The organism is Jiangella sp. DSM 45060 (genome assembly GCF_900105175.1).
In the GTDB taxonomy this organism is placed as follows: Bacteria; Actinomycetota; Actinomycetes; order Jiangellales; family Jiangellaceae; genus Jiangella.
This window is the reverse complement of record NZ_LT629771.1, coordinates 3,379,925-3,394,333: the sequence shown is the minus strand read 5'-3', so window position 1 is coordinate 3,394,333 and position 14,409 is coordinate 3,379,925. Positions and strand designations below refer to the sequence as shown.

The window sequence follows — 14,409 nt, the reverse complement described above, 5'->3', positions numbered from 1 at the left end:
TGCTCGACGTGTGGACGATGTCGTGCAGGCGGGGGAGCGCCGGTCGTTGCCGCTGGTGACCGATGACCTGGTCGAGCTGAGCGATGCCACGCACGAGTTCCTCAAGGCGCTGGCCAGTCCGGCCCGGCAGAAGATCATGCTGCTGTTCGCGCGCGGCGCCGAGCTGTCGGTGAACGAGATCGCCGAACAGGCCGGCATCGGCCAGTCGACCGCGTCGCAGCAGCTGCAGCTGATGCGCCGCGGTGGCATCGTCACCTCCCGCCGTGACGGCAAGGCCGTCTACTACCGCGCCGACAAGGACGGCATGGCCCGCGCGCTCGAGGACCTGCAGAACTACCTCAGGGTCTGCTGCTGAGCCTGTCATGGACCTTGAGCTGATTGAGAAGAAGCGACTGTCCAGCGAGAGCCGTTACGTCTGGCAGCGGTTCGAGCAGAGTGAGCACTTCAATAAGCGCTGGTGGAACGAGCCGCGGCTCTTCGATGACGGTGCGACCTACCTTGAAGTGCGACTGAATGGTGTCGAGGTCGCCCGCGTCGAACTCGACGACCGGGCCGACTTCGCGCACGAGTTCGGTGCGTCAAGGCTTGGTGCCATCGCGTTGGAGATCCAGTTCATCGAAGTTGCGCCCGCCCATCGCGGCAAGGGTGTCGGCACCCAGGTGATCGCGCTTCTGTCAGCTGCCAACCCAAGCCGTCGCCTGGTGGCATTCAGTGAGGAAGCTGACGGGTTCTGGGCATCCCTCGGTTGGGAACGGTACGAACACCCAGAGCAAGCGCCGTGGAGGCGACCTCTCTACGTCCAGCCGGACTAGCGCTTCACCGGCCCAGCGACAGGGCGTCGCGGATGGCGGCGAGGCGCTCCGGGATGACCCGGTAGTAGACCCAGGTGCCGCGGCGGTCGCCGGTGATCAGTCCGGCGTCGCGCAGCAGCTTCAGGTGGTGGCTGGTGGTGGCCGCCGTCTTGCCGATGCTCGCCGAGAAGTCGCAGGCGCAGACCTCGTCGGCGTTGAGCAGCATCGACAGGATCTTCACCCGGGCTGGGTCGGCCAGCGCCTTGAACATACCGGCGAGCAGCGACGCGTCGTCGTCGCTCACGGCGGAGCTGGGCGTGCAGCAGTCGGTCAGCACCGGGAGGGTGCGGGCGTTCCCCGGTGCGACGGGACTGATGGTGGGGCTGGTCATGGTGGCTCCAGGCTACCCGGGACCGTCGGCTATTTCCAAAATCTTCGAATCAGTGATTAGATGAATGTCGAAACAAGGAGGCGTCATGGACCCGTACCTGCCCGAGACGATGGCCGCCGAGCGCCGGCGCGACCTGATCGCCGAGGCCGCCCGTGCCCGCCTGGTCGCGTTGGCGACCTGCTGCCGGGTGAGTGCCCTGGGCCGCGCCGTGTCGCGCGTGCGTGACGGCTGGAGGGGGCGGTCCGCCGCCCGGGGCGCCGCCTGCTGCGCGCCGTCCTGACCGCGCTGCCGGCCTGACCGAGGGGAGGTGATCACCATGGACTGCTGCGACGACCAGACCACGGACTGCTGCGACTCCGGTTGCTGCTGAACGGGATGAGACGGCGCGCCGGGCGGGATCAGAGCGCGGCGAGGCGTTGCGACGCGATCGTCATCAGGTAGCCGTCGTCGTCGTGCCGCTCGTCGAAGCCGAGCCGGCGACAGGACGCGACGGCGACCTGGTTGCCGTCGCCGACGCGCAGGTGCACGCCCGGCACACCGTCGGCCGCCAGCGATTCCCCGAGCGCTCGCATGAGCCGCCGCCCGTGGCCCCGTCGCTGGAGCTCGGGGAGCATATCGACGTGCAGGTGGGCCGGGAGCGGCGCTGACGCGTCGTCCAGCATGCGATCGGGGAGGGTGCCGGCGTCGTGGAGCAGGCCTGGCCCGGCTGCCGGTCGCGCCGCCGCGGCGGTCCCCGCGCCGTCGTCGACGACCCAGCACCGGCTGGCCGGGTACCGCACGTACGGTTCGAGAAAGGCGTCGGGCCGCAGGCCGTCGTCCGACCAGGATCCGGTCGCGTCCTGGCCGCCGTGGCCCGTGCGCAGGCACACGTCGCGCATCGCCGCCTGGTCGTCGAGCGTGGCACGCCGAATGGTCACAACCCGGCAAGCCAGCAGGCGCGGCAAGGACGAGCCTTCCCTTGTGTACGCCGGTATGCGATGGTGTCCGCCACGTTCGGCCGGCGGAAGGGGCTCCATGGAACTCGCGCGCGACATCGTCCGGCTGGGGTTCGTGGGCCTGGGGGAGGCGGCCGGCGCGATCGCCGCCGGCCTGTCCGGGTCCGCGGCCCGGCTGTACGCGTTCGACGCCCGGGCCGGCGACGCGACGGTGCGCGAGCGCGCGGCGGCGGGCGGTGTCACGCTGGTGGCTGACCCGGCGGAGCTCGCCGCGCGGTCCGACGTCGTCATCGGGCTGACCAGCGGGTCGTCCGCCGTGGCGGTGGCGGAAGTGCTGGCCGGTGCGTTGCGGCCCGGGCACGTCTACGCCGACTGGAACTCCGCCAGCCCGGACACCAAGCGGCGGGTGGCCGCGGCGGTCGAGCCGAGCGGCGCCCGGTTCGCCGACGGCGCCGTCATGGCGGCGGTGCCCGCGCACGGCCACCGGGTGCCGGTGCTGCTCAGCGGCGCCGGGGCGGAGGAGCTGCGCCGCCGTTGTGCCGGCCTGGGGATGAACCTGCGGGTCATCGGCGCCGAGCCGGGGCAGGCGGCGGCGGTGAAGATGCTGCGCAGCCTGATCGTCAAGGGCCTGGAATCGCTCGTGGTCGAGTGCACCGTGGCCGCCGGCCACTACGGCGTCGTCGACGAGGTGCTGCGGTCGCTGGACGGCACGCCGGACACGTCGGACTGGCGCGCGCTGTCGGCCTACCTGCACTCCCGGGTCCGCGAGCACGGCGCCCGCCGGGCGTCCGAGCTGGACGAGGTGGCCAGGACGGTGTCGGCCGCCGGTCTCGAGCCGTGGCTCGCCGAGGCGGCGGCGCGCAGGATGCGGTGGGCCGCGGAGACCTCTTGACGCGTCAGCGCAGCAGCCGTACGCTGCCGCATACTTCGGTATGCAATGGTCTACGGAGCGGCGCGGCGAGGACGCGCTCGCTGGCCGGGATCCCCACCGTCAGGCGAGAGCGAGGTGTTCATGCTCCGCTTCACCGCACGCCGGCTCCTGCACGCGATCCCGCTGCTCTTCGGCGTCGTGACGCTGATGTTCTTCCTGCTCCAGCTCGCGCCCGGAGACCCCATCCAGGCGCTCATCGGCGACTACCCGGCCACGCCGGAGTACATCGCCCAGGTCACGGAGGCCTACGGCCTGGACCAGCCGCTGCTGGTGCGCTACTGGGAGTACCTGCAGCAGGTGTTCACGCTGAACCTCGGCGAGTCGCTGGCCGGCCGGGTCCCGGTGGCCGACCTCATCGCCGACCGGCTCGGCAACACGCTCATCCTCACCGTCACCGCGATGACGTTCGCCGCCATCGTCGGCGTGGCGGTCGGCGTCTGGGCCGGCGTCTCGCGCTCCCGCGCACTCGACCACCTGGTCACCGGCGTCGCCGTCGGCTCGCTCTCGATCCCGATGTTCTGGCTCGGCCAGATGCTGGTGCTGGTGTTCGCGATCAAGCTGTCGGTGCTGCCGTCGCAGGGCATGTACTCGACGCGGTCGACCGCCGAGGGCCTGGACCGGCTGCCGGACCTGCTGACGCACCTGTTGCTGCCCGCCCTGGTGCTGGCGATGCGGGAGATCGGCGTCGTGGCGCGCATCGTGCGGACCAGCGTGCACGACGTGCTGACGCTGCCGTACGTGGAGACCGCCCGGGCCAAGGGCTTCAGCCGGGCGACGATCATCCGCCGGCACGTGGTGCGCAACTCGCTGCTGCCGGCCGTCACCGTCATCGGCTACAACTTCGGCTTCATCCTGGCCGGCTCGGTGCTGGTCGAGACCGTGTTCGGCTGGCCGGGCATGGGCCAGCTGCTCTACGAGTCGATCCGCAACCGCGACAACGCGGTGACCATCGGCGTCGTCCTGCTGATCGCGGTCGCGGTCGTCGTGGTGAACCTCGTCACCGATCTGGTCTACGGCCTCGTCGACCCGCGGATCCGGGTCGGCGCCGGCGCGGGAGGTCGCGCATGAACGTCGAACTGGTGCCCGCCACGCCGCCGGGCGTGACACCCCCTGGCCGGCGGTGGCGGCCGGGCCGGCGCCGTCCGCCGGCTCCGGGCGGACGTCAGGCGCTGCGCCGTTTCCTCGGTCACCCGCCGGCCGTCGCCGGACTCGTCGTCCTGGCCGTGGTCGCGCTGGTGGCCATCGGCGCCGACTGGATCGCGCCGTACGACCCGCAGGCGGTCTCGCAGTCGCTGCTCCAGCCGCCGAGCGGCGAGCACCTGCTGGGCACCGACACCGTCGGCCGCGACATCCTCTCCCAGATCATCCACGGCGGCCGCGTGTCACTGATCGTCGCGCTGGTGACCGGGCTGGGCACGCTGGTGATCGGCTCGCTGGTCGGCGCCGTCGCCGGGTTCTACGGCGGGCGGGTCGACGCCGTGCTCATGCGCATCGCCGAGGTCTTCCAGGTGATCCCGAGCTTCGCGCTGGCGCTGATCATCGTCGCCGTGCTCGGCGCGAACCTCGCCTACATCTGCGCCGCCCTGGTGATGGCGCTGTGGCCGCAGATGGCCAGGCTGGTGCGCGGCGAGGTGCTGCGGATCATGACGACGGACATGGTGGCGGCCGCGCGGACGGTGGGCCATTCGAACCGGCGGATCATCATGTCCGACGTCCTGCCCAACGCGCTGCCGCCGCTGATCGTGCAGGCGACCATCGACCTCGGCAGCGCGATCCTGCTGCAGGCCGGGCTGGCATTCCTCGGTCTTGGCGACCCGACCAACCTCAGCTGGGGCGACATCCTCCAGCAGGCCCAGCGCGACCTCTCCGCGTGGTGGATGAGCGTTCCGGCCGGCGTCGTGATCTTCCTCGTCGTGCTCGCCGCCAACTTCGTCGGTGACGGACTCAACCGCGCGCTGCGGCCGACGAGCAGCCACCTCTGACCCTTCGACGAGACGGAGCCGGCGATGAGCACAGGACTTGCGGTCCGCGACTTCTCGGTCGCGTTGAAGACCCCGGCCGGGGTGATCCGGCCGGTCGACGAGGTGAGCATCGAGGTGCGGCCGTCGCAGCGCGTGGCGCTGGTGGGGGAGAGCGGCTGCGGCAAGTCGATGACGCTGCGCGGCATCCTGCGGTTCATCCCGCCGTCGGTGCTGGACGGTGTCAGCGGCGAGGCGAGCTACGACGGGGTCGACCTCGCGCAGCTGGACGACCGCGGGTTGCGCGACTACCGCGGCCGGCGCATCGCGATGGTCTTCCAGGACGCGCTGGCCCGGCTGAACCCCACGATGACGGTCGGGGCGCAGGTCGAGGAGGTGCTCGCCGCCAAGGACCGGCGCGAGCGAGAGACCCAGGTGACGGCGCTGTTCCGCTCCGTCGGGCTGGACAGCTCGCGCGCGTTCCGCCGGCGCTACCCGCACGAGCTCAGTGGCGGCATGCGCCAGCGGGTGCTGATCGCGATCGCCCTGGCCGGCGACCCCGAGCTGCTGGTGGCCGACGAGCCGACGACGGCGCTCGACGTCACGGTGCAGGCGCAGATCCTCGACACCATCACCGACGTGGTGCGCGAGCGCGGCATGGCGCTGCTGGTGGTGACGCACGATCTCGGCGTGGTCTCGGAGACCTGCGAGTTCGTGTACGTCATGTACGCCGGGCAGATCGTGGAGTCGGGCCCCGTCGACGCCGTCTTCGACGACCCCGGCCACCCCTACACGCAGGGGCTGCTCGCGTGCGTGCTCGACGTCGACGAGCCGGTCGAGCAGCGGGTGCGCACCATCCCCGGCGTGGTCCCGCCGCCGGGCAGCATCACGACGGGCTGCCGGTTCCGGTCGCGGTGTCCCGCCGCCCACGACCGGTGCGCCGCCGACCCTCCGGTCGTGCGGCTCGACCGGGACCGGACCGCACGCTGCTGGCTGCTCGCCGACACCGCGGGGGAGGCGTCGTGACCGGAGAACCCGTGCTCAGCCTGTCCGGCGTGAGCAAGCGCTACGGCGTCCGCCGCGGCGTCCTGTCCCGCGGACCCGGCCAGGCCCTCGCTGTCGACGGCGTCGACCTGCAGCTGCACCGTGCCCGGATGCTGGGGCTGGTGGGGGAGAGCGGGTGCGGCAAGAGCACCACCGCCCGGATGGCGCTCGGCCTGCTGCGGCCCGACACCGGCACGGTGGCCCTGCATGGCCGGCCGATCGACCAGCTCAGCCGCCGCGACTACCGGCGGGCGTTCCGGCCGAAGGTGCAGGCGGTCTTCCAGGACCCCGGCTCGGCGCTCAACCCCCGCAAGACCGTCTTCGAGACGCTGCACAGCGCGATGGCGCTGTACAGCCGAACGTCGCGCGCGTCGGCCCAGGACGACGTGGTCCGCCTGCTCGACCAGGTGGGCCTGCAGCCGGGACGCCAGTTCCTGGCCCGCCGCCCGCACGAGCTCAGCGGCGGGCAGCTGCAGCGGGTCGGCATCGCCCGCGCGCTGGCGGTCGAGCCCGACGTGATCATCGCCGACGAGCCGGTCTCCGCGCTGGACGTGTCCATCCGCGGCCAGATCCTCAACCTGCTCGCCGACATCCGGGCCGAACGCGGCATCAGCGTCCTGCTGATCACCCATGACCTGTCGGTGGTCGCGTCGACCGCCCAGGACGTCGCGGTCATGTACCTCGGCCGCATCGTCGAGCAGGGGCCGACGGAGCGGGTCTTCCAGTCGCCCCGGCACCCGTACACCCAGGCCCTGCTCGCCGCCACCCCGCGCATCCGGCGGGGCGGCTCCACACCGTCCCGGCGCACCCTCTCCGGTGACCCGCCGTCAGCGCTCTCCCCGCCGAGCGGCTGCCGGTTCCACCCGCGCTGCCCGTCCGCCATGGACGTCTGCGCGACGGTCGACCCCCCGCTGCTGCCCGTTCCGGATCACGGACTGGCGGCGTGTCATCTGCTGTCCGAGCCGGCGGTCCCGCCGCCGGCCCATGACCGCCGCACCGTCGGTGCGGCAGAAAGCGACAGATCATGACCATCACGTTCGCGCGACGGGCCGGCATCGTGCCGGCCATCGCGGCCGCGGCGCTCCTCCTGGCCTCCTGCGGCGGCTCCGGCACCGAGTCCACCGGCGGCGACGGCGGCGGTGAGACCACGTTCGTCACGGGGCTCGCCAGCCAGCCGGAGATGCTGGTGCGCAGCTTCACCTCCGACGCCCTCACGGCCACGGTCGGCCTGGCCGTCGCCGAGGGCCTGGTGCGCACGACGAAGGACAAGGACGTCGTGCCGGCGCTGGCGGAGAGCTGGGACATCTCCGACGACGGCCTGACCTACACCTTCCACCTCCGCCAAGGCGTCACCTGGCACGACGGCGAGCCGTTCAGCTCGGCCGACGTCCTCTTCAGCTTCCAGGAGGTGCTGCCGCTGTCGCCGACCGGAGCCGTGCTGACCAGCACCATCGCCTCGGTCGAGGCACCCGACGAGGCGACCGTCGTCGTCACGCTGAAGCAGCCGCTGGCGCCGCTGCTGCTGGCGCTGGGCCCGCAGGACTTCAGCATCCAGCCCGAGCACATCTACGCCGGCACCGACCTGCTGACCAACCCGAACAACCGCGCACCGGTGGGCACCGGCCCATTCGTCTTCGACAGCTGGAGCGGCGACACCATCACGCTGACCGCCAACCCGGACTACTGGGACGGCGCACCGGCCGTCGACCGGCTGATCTACAAGGTGATCCCGGACAGCAACTCGCGCGCCAACGCCCTGGTCAACGGGGAGATCGACTACATCAACAAGTTCGACGTCGACGACACCATCGTCAAGGCCCTCGAGGGCAACGACGAGATCACGCTGCAGAACGGCCGGGTGTCGGCGACGTTCATGACGATGTGGCTCAACCAGAACGAGGAGCCGCTGGACGACCCCGAGGTGCGCAAGGCGCTGTTCATGGCGCTGGACCGCGAGCTGATGTCGAAGTCGGCCGACCCGGACTTCACCGAGCCGGCGGCCGGGTCGTTCCCGACGGGGCTCTGGGCGACCGACACCGGCATCGACTACCTCGACGCCTTCGCCTACGACCCCGACGCGGCCGCCGCTCTGCTGGACGAGGCGGGGTACCCCGAGCAGGGCGACGGCACCCGGTTCAGCGTCAGGCTCCGCTACGTGGCGACGCAGCCGTACACGCAGGCGCTGGCCGCGATCATCGCGGACAACTGGCGGGCCATCGGGGTGGAGACCGAACCCACGCAGGACGAGGCGACGGTGAACAGCGACGCGCTCTTCGTCCAGCAGGACTTCGGCACCAACCTGCTCTCGCTGGACACGCGCCCGGACCCGGAGTTCGGGATCGGGAGGGTCTACAAGTGCAACCCGAACAAGCTGGCGTTCAACAACCCGACCGGCTACTGCAACGAGGAACTGGACGCGCTCTTCGCCGAGGCCGCACGCACGCAGGACCAGGCCGCGCGGGCCGAGATCTACGGCCAGGCCCAGGAGATCATCGCCGCGGACCTGCCGGCGCTCACGCTGCTCCAAGCCGATCAGCCCGACGCCATCCGTTCGAGCTTCGGCGGCATCGACGAGTTCCTGTCGGGGGCGCTCTCCGGCGACCTCACCTGGAGCGCGTTGGAACCGTGACGAGCAGGCAAGATCGGCTACTCTCGAATGCTCATCCTGAGAAAGGCGCACCGATGGTCACGGCCCCCAGCGACGATCAGCGACGATTCCCGCCACCGGACCGCCGGCCGAACCCGTACGAGAAGATCCGGCAGGCCATCCTGTCCGGTGAGCTGGAGCCGGGGCAGCCGCTCGTCGAGGCCACGCTGGCCGAGTGGTGCCAGGTCAGCCGTACGCCGGTGCGCGAGGCGCTGACCCGCCTGGAGCAGGACGGGCTGATCCGCCGCGGCGACCGCGGCCTGGTGGTGCGCGAGAGCAGCCCCGAGGAGATCCTCGACATCTACGAGACGCGCATCGTGCTGGAGGCCACGGCGGCCCGGTTCGCCGCCGACCGCCGCAACCAGAACGACCTGCTGCTGATGCGCCGGATGATCCCGCGCATGGCCACGCTCGCCGATGCCGACGCCACCACCAAGGCGGCGATCAACGCCGACTTCCATCGCCTGGTCTGGCGGGCCAGCCACAACGGCTCGCTGATCGACCTGCTCGGGCGGCTGAGCATGCACCTGGGCCGGTACCCGGCGACGACGCTGGCCTACCCGGGCCGGTGGGAGACGTCCAACCGCGAGCACGAGCAGCTGGTCGACGCCATCGAGGCACGCAACGGCGAGCTCGCCGCCGAGCTGGCGGGGCAGCACTTCACCGCTGCCCGGGACATCAGGCTGAAGCTCTGGGAGACCGATCTGAGCTAGGGCGTCGCGCGCGCCCGGCGGGTATGGACGTCGTTGCGCGCGACGGTATACGTTGGGATGCAATCGTAGACACGGAGGTTCGAGCGCATGCGTTTCGGAGCAGCCATACCGAACTGTCGCGAAGGGAAGGTCTATCCGCCCGGGTTCACGACGCCCGAGGTGCTCACCGACATCGCGGTGACGGCGGAGGCGAGCGGGTTCGACTCGCTCTGGGCCAACGACCTGCAGTCCACCTTCGACGAGGCGTTGGCGGGCCGGGCCCGCGCGACGCCGAACTTCTTCGAGGCACAGACGACGCTGGCGTTCCTGGCCGCTCGCACCGAGCGGATCCGGTTCGTCACGTCGGCCGTCACGGTGCCGCTGCGCGACCCGATCCTGCTGGCCAAGCAGGTGGCCACGCTCGACGTGCTGTCCGGCGGGCGGTACGCGCTCGGTCTCGGGCTCGGCGGGAAGCGCACCGAGCTCGACCGCCTGCGCGGCCGGTTCAGCTCGTCGATCAACCGCGGGCGCTGGCTGGAGGAGTCGCTGGAGCTGCTGGAGAAGCTGCTCACCGACCAGGTCGTCGACCACGACGGCGAGTACTTCAGCGTTCAGGGCGCGGAGGTCTTCCCGAAGCCGGTGCAGCGCCCGTTCCCGCTGTACATGACCGGCGCCGGCGACGAGATGCTGCGCCGCACCGCCCGGTGGGGCGCCGGCTGGATCCACATGCACATCACGCCGGAGCAGCTGACCGAGCGGATCCAGGCGCTGCACGCCGCGTGCGCGCAGGTCGATCGCGACCCGGACGAGATCGAGGTCAGCCTGCAGTTCGACGTGCTCGTCGCGCCGACCCGCGCACAGGCGCAGGAGCGGTGGGAGAACTCGCTGGCCCGCGGCCTGGGTGCGGCGCGCGGCCGGTCCGCCGAGACGTCGTACATCGTCGGGTCGCCGGACGACGTCGTCGCGCGGCTGCGCGAGTACGAGGAGGCCGGCATGCGCCACGTCGGGCTCATCCCGAGCGGGAACACCCCCGAGCAGGTGCTCGAGCAGATCCAGCTGCTCGGGAAGGAGGTCATCGCGCAGTTCGCGTAACGCCTCCGGCACACACGCATCGAGACGACCGATGGGATGGGAATGAAGAGGATCGAAGTCCGGGTGGGCGACGCCACGGCGCGCTACACCCTGCTCGAGGACGCGCCGAAGACGGCCGACGCCTTCTGGGAGTCGCTGCCGATCGAGGGCACCATCACGCATGCCCGGTGGGCCGGGTCGGCGGTGTGGGTGAAGACACCGAACCAGCCGATCGCCGCCCTCGACGACATCGAGCTGCCGGTGACGTCGATCTACCCGGGCACCATCGTGGTGCGGCCGAACCCGCGGGGCGTCGCCGAACTGTTCATGTCGTACGGCGTCGCCGAGTCGCGCGGCCCGGTGGGCCGCACCTACGCCACGCCGGTGGCCGAGCTGGACGGCGACGGCGCCGACCTGCTGGCCGCCTTCGGCGGCACCTGGCAGGGCGGTTCCACCGAGGTGTCGATCACCCGAGCGGAGGACGAGTCGTGACGAAGCTGCGCATCACCGTCGACGGCGTCACCGCCGTCGCAGAGCTGAAGGACGCCGCCGCGCCGAACGGCGTGGCCGCGGTCCTGGCCACGCTGCCCCTGCGGGCCCGGGTCGTGCACGCCAGCCGCAGCGGCAACTGCGCCGTCGTGCACGACGCCGCCCTGCGCGACGAGACGGCCGGCATCGAGGGCCAGGTCTCCATGTACTACCCGGGCATGGTCGCCTACGACCCCGTCCGCGGCTACCTGGTGTTCGCCTACGGCCAGGGCCAGGCGCGCAGCAACACCGGCACCCACTGGGTGACCTACCTGGGCGACGTCGTCGAGAACGCCGCCGGGCTCGCGGGGAAGCTCCAGGACACCCGCGACCGTGGAGCGCTGGACGTGCTGATCGAGCAGGGGGAGTGACGATGACGCAGAAGCGGATCCGGCTCGAGTCCGGCGGCGTGACCGCCGAGGCGCTGCTGCTGGAGGCGAACGCGCCGAAGGCGACCGGTGCGCTGTGGGAGATGCTGGCCGAGCCGATCGAGCGCAGGCTGATCTCGGCCAAGTGGTCCGGCGACGTTGGCGTGCTGCACCCGGGCGAGGGCCCGCTGCGCGAGGTCGCCGAGCTGGAGAACCCGGTCACGTCGATCTACCCGGGCACGCTCGTGATGCGCCCGCGTGGCAGCGAGATCCTCATCGGCTACGGCGTCGGCGAGTACCGCTGGGCGGTCGGCGTCGACTACACCACTCGCCTGGCCAAGATCGTCACCAACCGGACGGAGTTCCTGTCCGTCGTGGCCCGCACGGCCGACCAGGGCCCGTCGGCCATCGTCGTCGGCCGGGCCTGAAGGGAAGAGCGCATGGTCAAGTTCGCCTGGTTGTGCAGTCACGAGTCCTACCAGCCGGAGGAGCTGGTCGAGCAGGCCGTCCTGGCCGAGCAGGCCGGGTTCGACACCGTCCTGGGGTCCGACCACTTCCACCCGTGGGTCGACGACACGTCGGCCGCGGGGTTCGTGTGGAGCTGGCTGGGGATGGTGGCGGCCCGCACCGAGCGGGTCGAGCTCGGCACGTCCGTCACCTGCCCGCTGTTCCACTACCACCCTGGCGTGGTCGCGCAGGCCTCGGCCACCGTCCAGCGGCTGTCCGGCGGCCGGCTGCTGCTGGGCGTCGGCAGCGGTGAGGCCATCAACGAGACGCCGCTGGGCTGGGAGTTCCCCGGCTACGGCGAGCGGATGGGCCGCATGCGTGAGGCGCTGGAGATCATCCGGCGGCTGCACGGCGGCGAGAAGCTGGACTTCGCCGGCGACTACTACACGACGACCACGGCCAAGCTGTACAGCCCGCCGACGTCCCCGGTGCCGACGCTGCTCGCGGCCGGTGGGCCGAAGTCGGCCGCGTTCGCCGGCGCCCACGCCGACGGCCTCATCACCAGCGTCAAGAACCCGCAGGACACCATCACCAAGGTCATCGAGCCGTTCCGGGCCGCGGCCGCCGAGCGCGGCAACCCCGACCCGCGGATCCTCGCCACCCGGTGGACCGTCCTGGCCGGCGACGACGAGGAGGCCTGGCGCGCGCTCGGCCCGATGCGCGGGCTGCGCGCGCCCGGCCGGCTGGAGGCGGCCGACCCGGCCGTGCTGCGCGAGCGGGCCGACGCGATGGACCGCGCCGAGGTGCTCGGCAGCTACACGGTCGTCCCCGACGCCGACGCGCTGGTCGAGGCGTACCGGCCGCTGGTCGAGCAGATCGACGCGGAGTGGGTGTCGATCCAGGTGGCCAGCAACGACCCGATGGGCACCATCAAGCTCATCGGCGAGAACGTGCTGCCCCGGCTGCGCGAGCTGGCGGCCTGAGCGATGACGACCGAGGCGGCGAGCACCGCGGACGTGATGGCGGCCTACCTCGCCGAGGCGGGCACCGAGGCGATCTTCGCCTATCCCGGTGATCCGATCATCGAGTTCATGGAGCGCTCGCGGGTGCGCGGCATCGACGTCGTGCTGGCCCGCCGCGAGGGCACGGCCGGGTTCATGGCCGAGGCGTACGGCATGGTCACGGGCCGGCCCGGCGTCTGCCTGTCGACGCTGGGCCCGGGCTCCACCGCGCTGGTCAACGGCGTCGCGGCGGCCACGCTGGACCGTGTGCCGATGCTCGCGGTGTCGGGCCAGATCGAGTCGGCCCGGGAGCCGTTCTTCACCCACCAGGTGGTCGACCACCAGGCACTGTTCGGGCCGGTCACCAAGTGGGCCGGTCGCATGGACGCCGGCGCCGTGGCCACCGTCATGCGCAAGGCGCTGCGCACGGCGACGGCCGAACGGCCCGGCGCCGTGCACCTGACCGTGAGCTCGGACACCTTCAAGGCCACCGCGCGCGACGCCGAGGTGGCGGTGCCGCCGTTCGGCCCGGCGCGCGGGGGAGTGGGCGTGACCGGCCCGGACCCGGCCCGGGTGCTCGCGGCGGCGCGGCGCCCGGTGCTGCTGGCCGGCATCGGCGCGGCGCGGTGCGAGGCGACGCAGCAGCTGCTCCGGCTGGCCGAGACCGCCGGGATGCCGGTGGTCGTGGCGCCGATGGCCAAGGGCGTCGTGCCCGAGGACTCGCCGATGTTCGCAGGCGTGCTCGACATGGCCTGCAATCAGGTGGTCTGGGACTTCCTCGGCTCGGCCGACCTGATCGTGGCGGCCGGGTTCGACCCGGTCGAGCTGATCAAGCCGTGGCGGCTGACCACCCCGGTGCTGCACGTCGACACCACACCGAACACCGACCAGATCTACGCCGCCGCCACCGAGGTGGTCGGCGACATCGCGGCCGGGCTGGACCTGCTGGCCGACGGCTGGACCGGCGAGCCGCGGTGGACCGAGCGCGAGGTCAAGGAGCAGCGGTCCCGGCTGCGCGACGCCTACTACGACGGCCGCGTGGAGGGCCGGCTCAACCCGACCGACGTGGTCGACGTCGTGGCCGGGCGGCTGGCCGGCACGGCGATCGTCACCTCCGACGTCGGCTCGCACAAGCTGCTGGTGGGGCAGGGGTGGCCGGCCACCCGGCCGCGCAGCGTGCTCATGACCAACGGTCTCTCGGCGATGGGCTTCGGCGTGCCGGCCGCGATCGCGGCGAAACTGCTGCGCCCGGACCGGCCGGTGGCGGCGCTCGTCGGTGACGGCGGCTTCGCCATGGTCGCGACGGAGATGCGGCTGGCGGCGGCGCTCGGGCTGCCGATCGTCGTGGTCGTGTTCGTCGACGGCAGCCTCAACCGCATCGAGCTCAAACAGATGGCGGTCAGCTACCCGAGCGTCGCGACCCGTATCGAGGACACCGACCTCGTCCAACTGGCCGGGGCGATGGGCTGCGACGGCGTCCGGGTGGAGTCCAGGGCCGAGCTCGACCGCGCCCTCGAAGGCGTCGCCGGGCTGACCCGGCCCCTGGTCGTCGAGGCCCGCATCGACCCTGCCCAGTACGCGTCGCAGTTCTGACCCGGAGGAGAA

At 71.8% G+C, this 14,409-nt stretch carries 18 protein-coding genes; 16 read left to right on the top strand and 2 right to left on the bottom strand.

Annotated features, from left to right (window positions below; genetic code table 11):
• The first annotated feature begins 10 nt into the window (after positions 1–10).
• On the top strand, positions 11–355 hold the full coding sequence (locus BLU82_RS15290; protein WP_197682967.1) for a helix-turn-helix transcriptional regulator: 345 nt from the start codon (positions 11–13) through the stop codon (positions 353–355).
• 7 nt (positions 356–362) lie between these two features.
• Positions 363–812 (top strand): GNAT family N-acetyltransferase, encoded by a 450-nt coding sequence (locus tag BLU82_RS15285; RefSeq protein ID WP_197682966.1) that lies wholly within the window; start codon positions 363–365, stop codon positions 810–812.
• 4 nt (positions 813–816) lie between these two features.
• On the opposite strand, the gene BLU82_RS15280 is transcribed toward BLU82_RS15285, so the two are convergent.
• The gene (locus BLU82_RS15280; protein ID WP_092621943.1) at positions 817–1,182 is read right to left on the bottom strand and encodes a helix-turn-helix transcriptional regulator; all 366 of its coding nucleotides are present in this window, start codon (positions 1,180–1,182) and stop codon (positions 817–819) included.
• Positions 1,183–1,267: 85 nt separating this feature from the next.
• Here BLU82_RS15280 and BLU82_RS15275 point away from each other — a divergent pair, with 85 nt between their 5' ends.
• The gene (locus tag BLU82_RS15275) at positions 1,268–1,462 is read left to right on the top strand and encodes a hypothetical protein (protein ID WP_092621941.1); all 195 of its coding nucleotides are present in this window, start codon (positions 1,268–1,270) and stop codon (positions 1,460–1,462) included.
• A 118-nt stretch (positions 1,463–1,580) separates the two neighbouring features.
• On the opposite strand, the gene BLU82_RS34185 is transcribed toward BLU82_RS15275, so the two are convergent.
• Positions 1,581–2,099: an N-acetyltransferase gene (locus BLU82_RS34185; RefSeq protein ID WP_157741000.1), complete on the bottom strand. Its 519-nt coding sequence runs from the start codon at positions 2,097–2,099 to the stop codon at positions 1,581–1,583.
• Positions 2,100–2,196: 97 nt separating this feature from the next.
• On the opposite strand from BLU82_RS34185, the gene BLU82_RS15265 reads away from it, so the two are divergent.
• The 13 genes from BLU82_RS15265 to BLU82_RS15205 all read left to right on the top strand — a co-directional run bounded on the left by BLU82_RS15265 (position 2,197) and on the right by BLU82_RS15205 (position 14,397).
• Positions 2,197–3,009, top strand: a complete 813-nt coding sequence (locus BLU82_RS15265; protein ID WP_157740998.1) for an NAD(P)-dependent oxidoreductase — start codon at positions 2,197–2,199, stop codon at positions 3,007–3,009.
• A 120-nt stretch (positions 3,010–3,129) separates the two neighbouring features.
• Positions 3,130–4,116 carry an ABC transporter permease gene (locus tag BLU82_RS15260; RefSeq protein ID WP_157740996.1) on the top strand — a complete coding sequence of 329 codons (987 nt, stop codon included), beginning with the start codon at positions 3,130–3,132 and terminating at the stop codon, positions 4,114–4,116.
• Positions 4,113–5,030 carry an ABC transporter permease gene (locus tag BLU82_RS15255; RefSeq protein WP_092621933.1) on the top strand — a complete coding sequence of 306 codons (918 nt, stop codon included), beginning with the start codon at positions 4,113–4,115 and terminating at the stop codon, positions 5,028–5,030. The genes BLU82_RS15260 and BLU82_RS15255 overlap by 4 nt, the downstream gene beginning before the upstream one ends.
• A 24-nt stretch (positions 5,031–5,054) precedes the next feature.
• Complete coding sequence (locus BLU82_RS15250; RefSeq protein ID WP_092621931.1) at positions 5,055–6,032, top strand: ABC transporter ATP-binding protein; 978 nt, start codon at positions 5,055–5,057, stop codon at positions 6,030–6,032.
• Complete coding sequence (locus BLU82_RS15245) at positions 6,029–7,078, top strand: ABC transporter ATP-binding protein (RefSeq protein ID WP_157740994.1); 1,050 nt, start codon at positions 6,029–6,031, stop codon at positions 7,076–7,078. Before BLU82_RS15250 ends, BLU82_RS15245 begins: the two co-directional genes overlap by 4 nt.
• A complete protein-coding gene (locus BLU82_RS15240; protein ID WP_092621927.1) occupies positions 7,075–8,679 on the top strand; it encodes an ABC transporter substrate-binding protein in 1,605 nt (534 codons plus the stop codon). Before BLU82_RS15245 ends, BLU82_RS15240 begins: the two co-directional genes overlap by 4 nt.
• A 53-nt stretch (positions 8,680–8,732) precedes the next feature.
• Positions 8,733–9,410, top strand: a complete 678-nt coding sequence (locus BLU82_RS15235) for a GntR family transcriptional regulator (protein WP_092621925.1) — start codon at positions 8,733–8,735, stop codon at positions 9,408–9,410.
• An 87-nt stretch (positions 9,411–9,497) separates the two neighbouring features.
• Positions 9,498–10,481 carry an LLM class flavin-dependent oxidoreductase gene (locus BLU82_RS15230; protein WP_092621923.1) on the top strand — a complete coding sequence of 328 codons (984 nt, stop codon included), beginning with the start codon at positions 9,498–9,500 and terminating at the stop codon, positions 10,479–10,481.
• 42 nt (positions 10,482–10,523) lie between these two features.
• Positions 10,524–10,952 carry a DUF3830 family protein gene (locus tag BLU82_RS15225; protein WP_157740991.1) on the top strand — a complete coding sequence of 143 codons (429 nt, stop codon included), beginning with the start codon at positions 10,524–10,526 and terminating at the stop codon, positions 10,950–10,952.
• Positions 10,949–11,359 carry a DUF3830 family protein gene (locus BLU82_RS15220; protein ID WP_069112717.1) on the top strand — a complete coding sequence of 137 codons (411 nt, stop codon included), beginning with the start codon at positions 10,949–10,951 and terminating at the stop codon, positions 11,357–11,359. Before BLU82_RS15225 ends, BLU82_RS15220 begins: the two co-directional genes overlap by 4 nt.
• 2 nt (positions 11,360–11,361) lie before the next feature.
• A complete protein-coding gene (locus BLU82_RS15215) occupies positions 11,362–11,784 on the top strand; it encodes a DUF3830 family protein (RefSeq protein WP_092621919.1) in 423 nt (140 codons plus the stop codon).
• A gap of 12 nt (positions 11,785–11,796) precedes the next feature.
• A complete protein-coding gene (locus tag BLU82_RS15210) occupies positions 11,797–12,786 on the top strand; it encodes a TIGR03557 family F420-dependent LLM class oxidoreductase (RefSeq protein ID WP_092621917.1) in 990 nt (329 codons plus the stop codon).
• Between the two features lie 3 nt (positions 12,787–12,789).
• Positions 12,790–14,397 carry a thiamine pyrophosphate-binding protein gene (locus tag BLU82_RS15205; protein ID WP_092621915.1) on the top strand — a complete coding sequence of 536 codons (1,608 nt, stop codon included), beginning with the start codon at positions 12,790–12,792 and terminating at the stop codon, positions 14,395–14,397.
• The last annotated feature ends 12 nt before the right edge of the window (positions 14,398–14,409 follow it).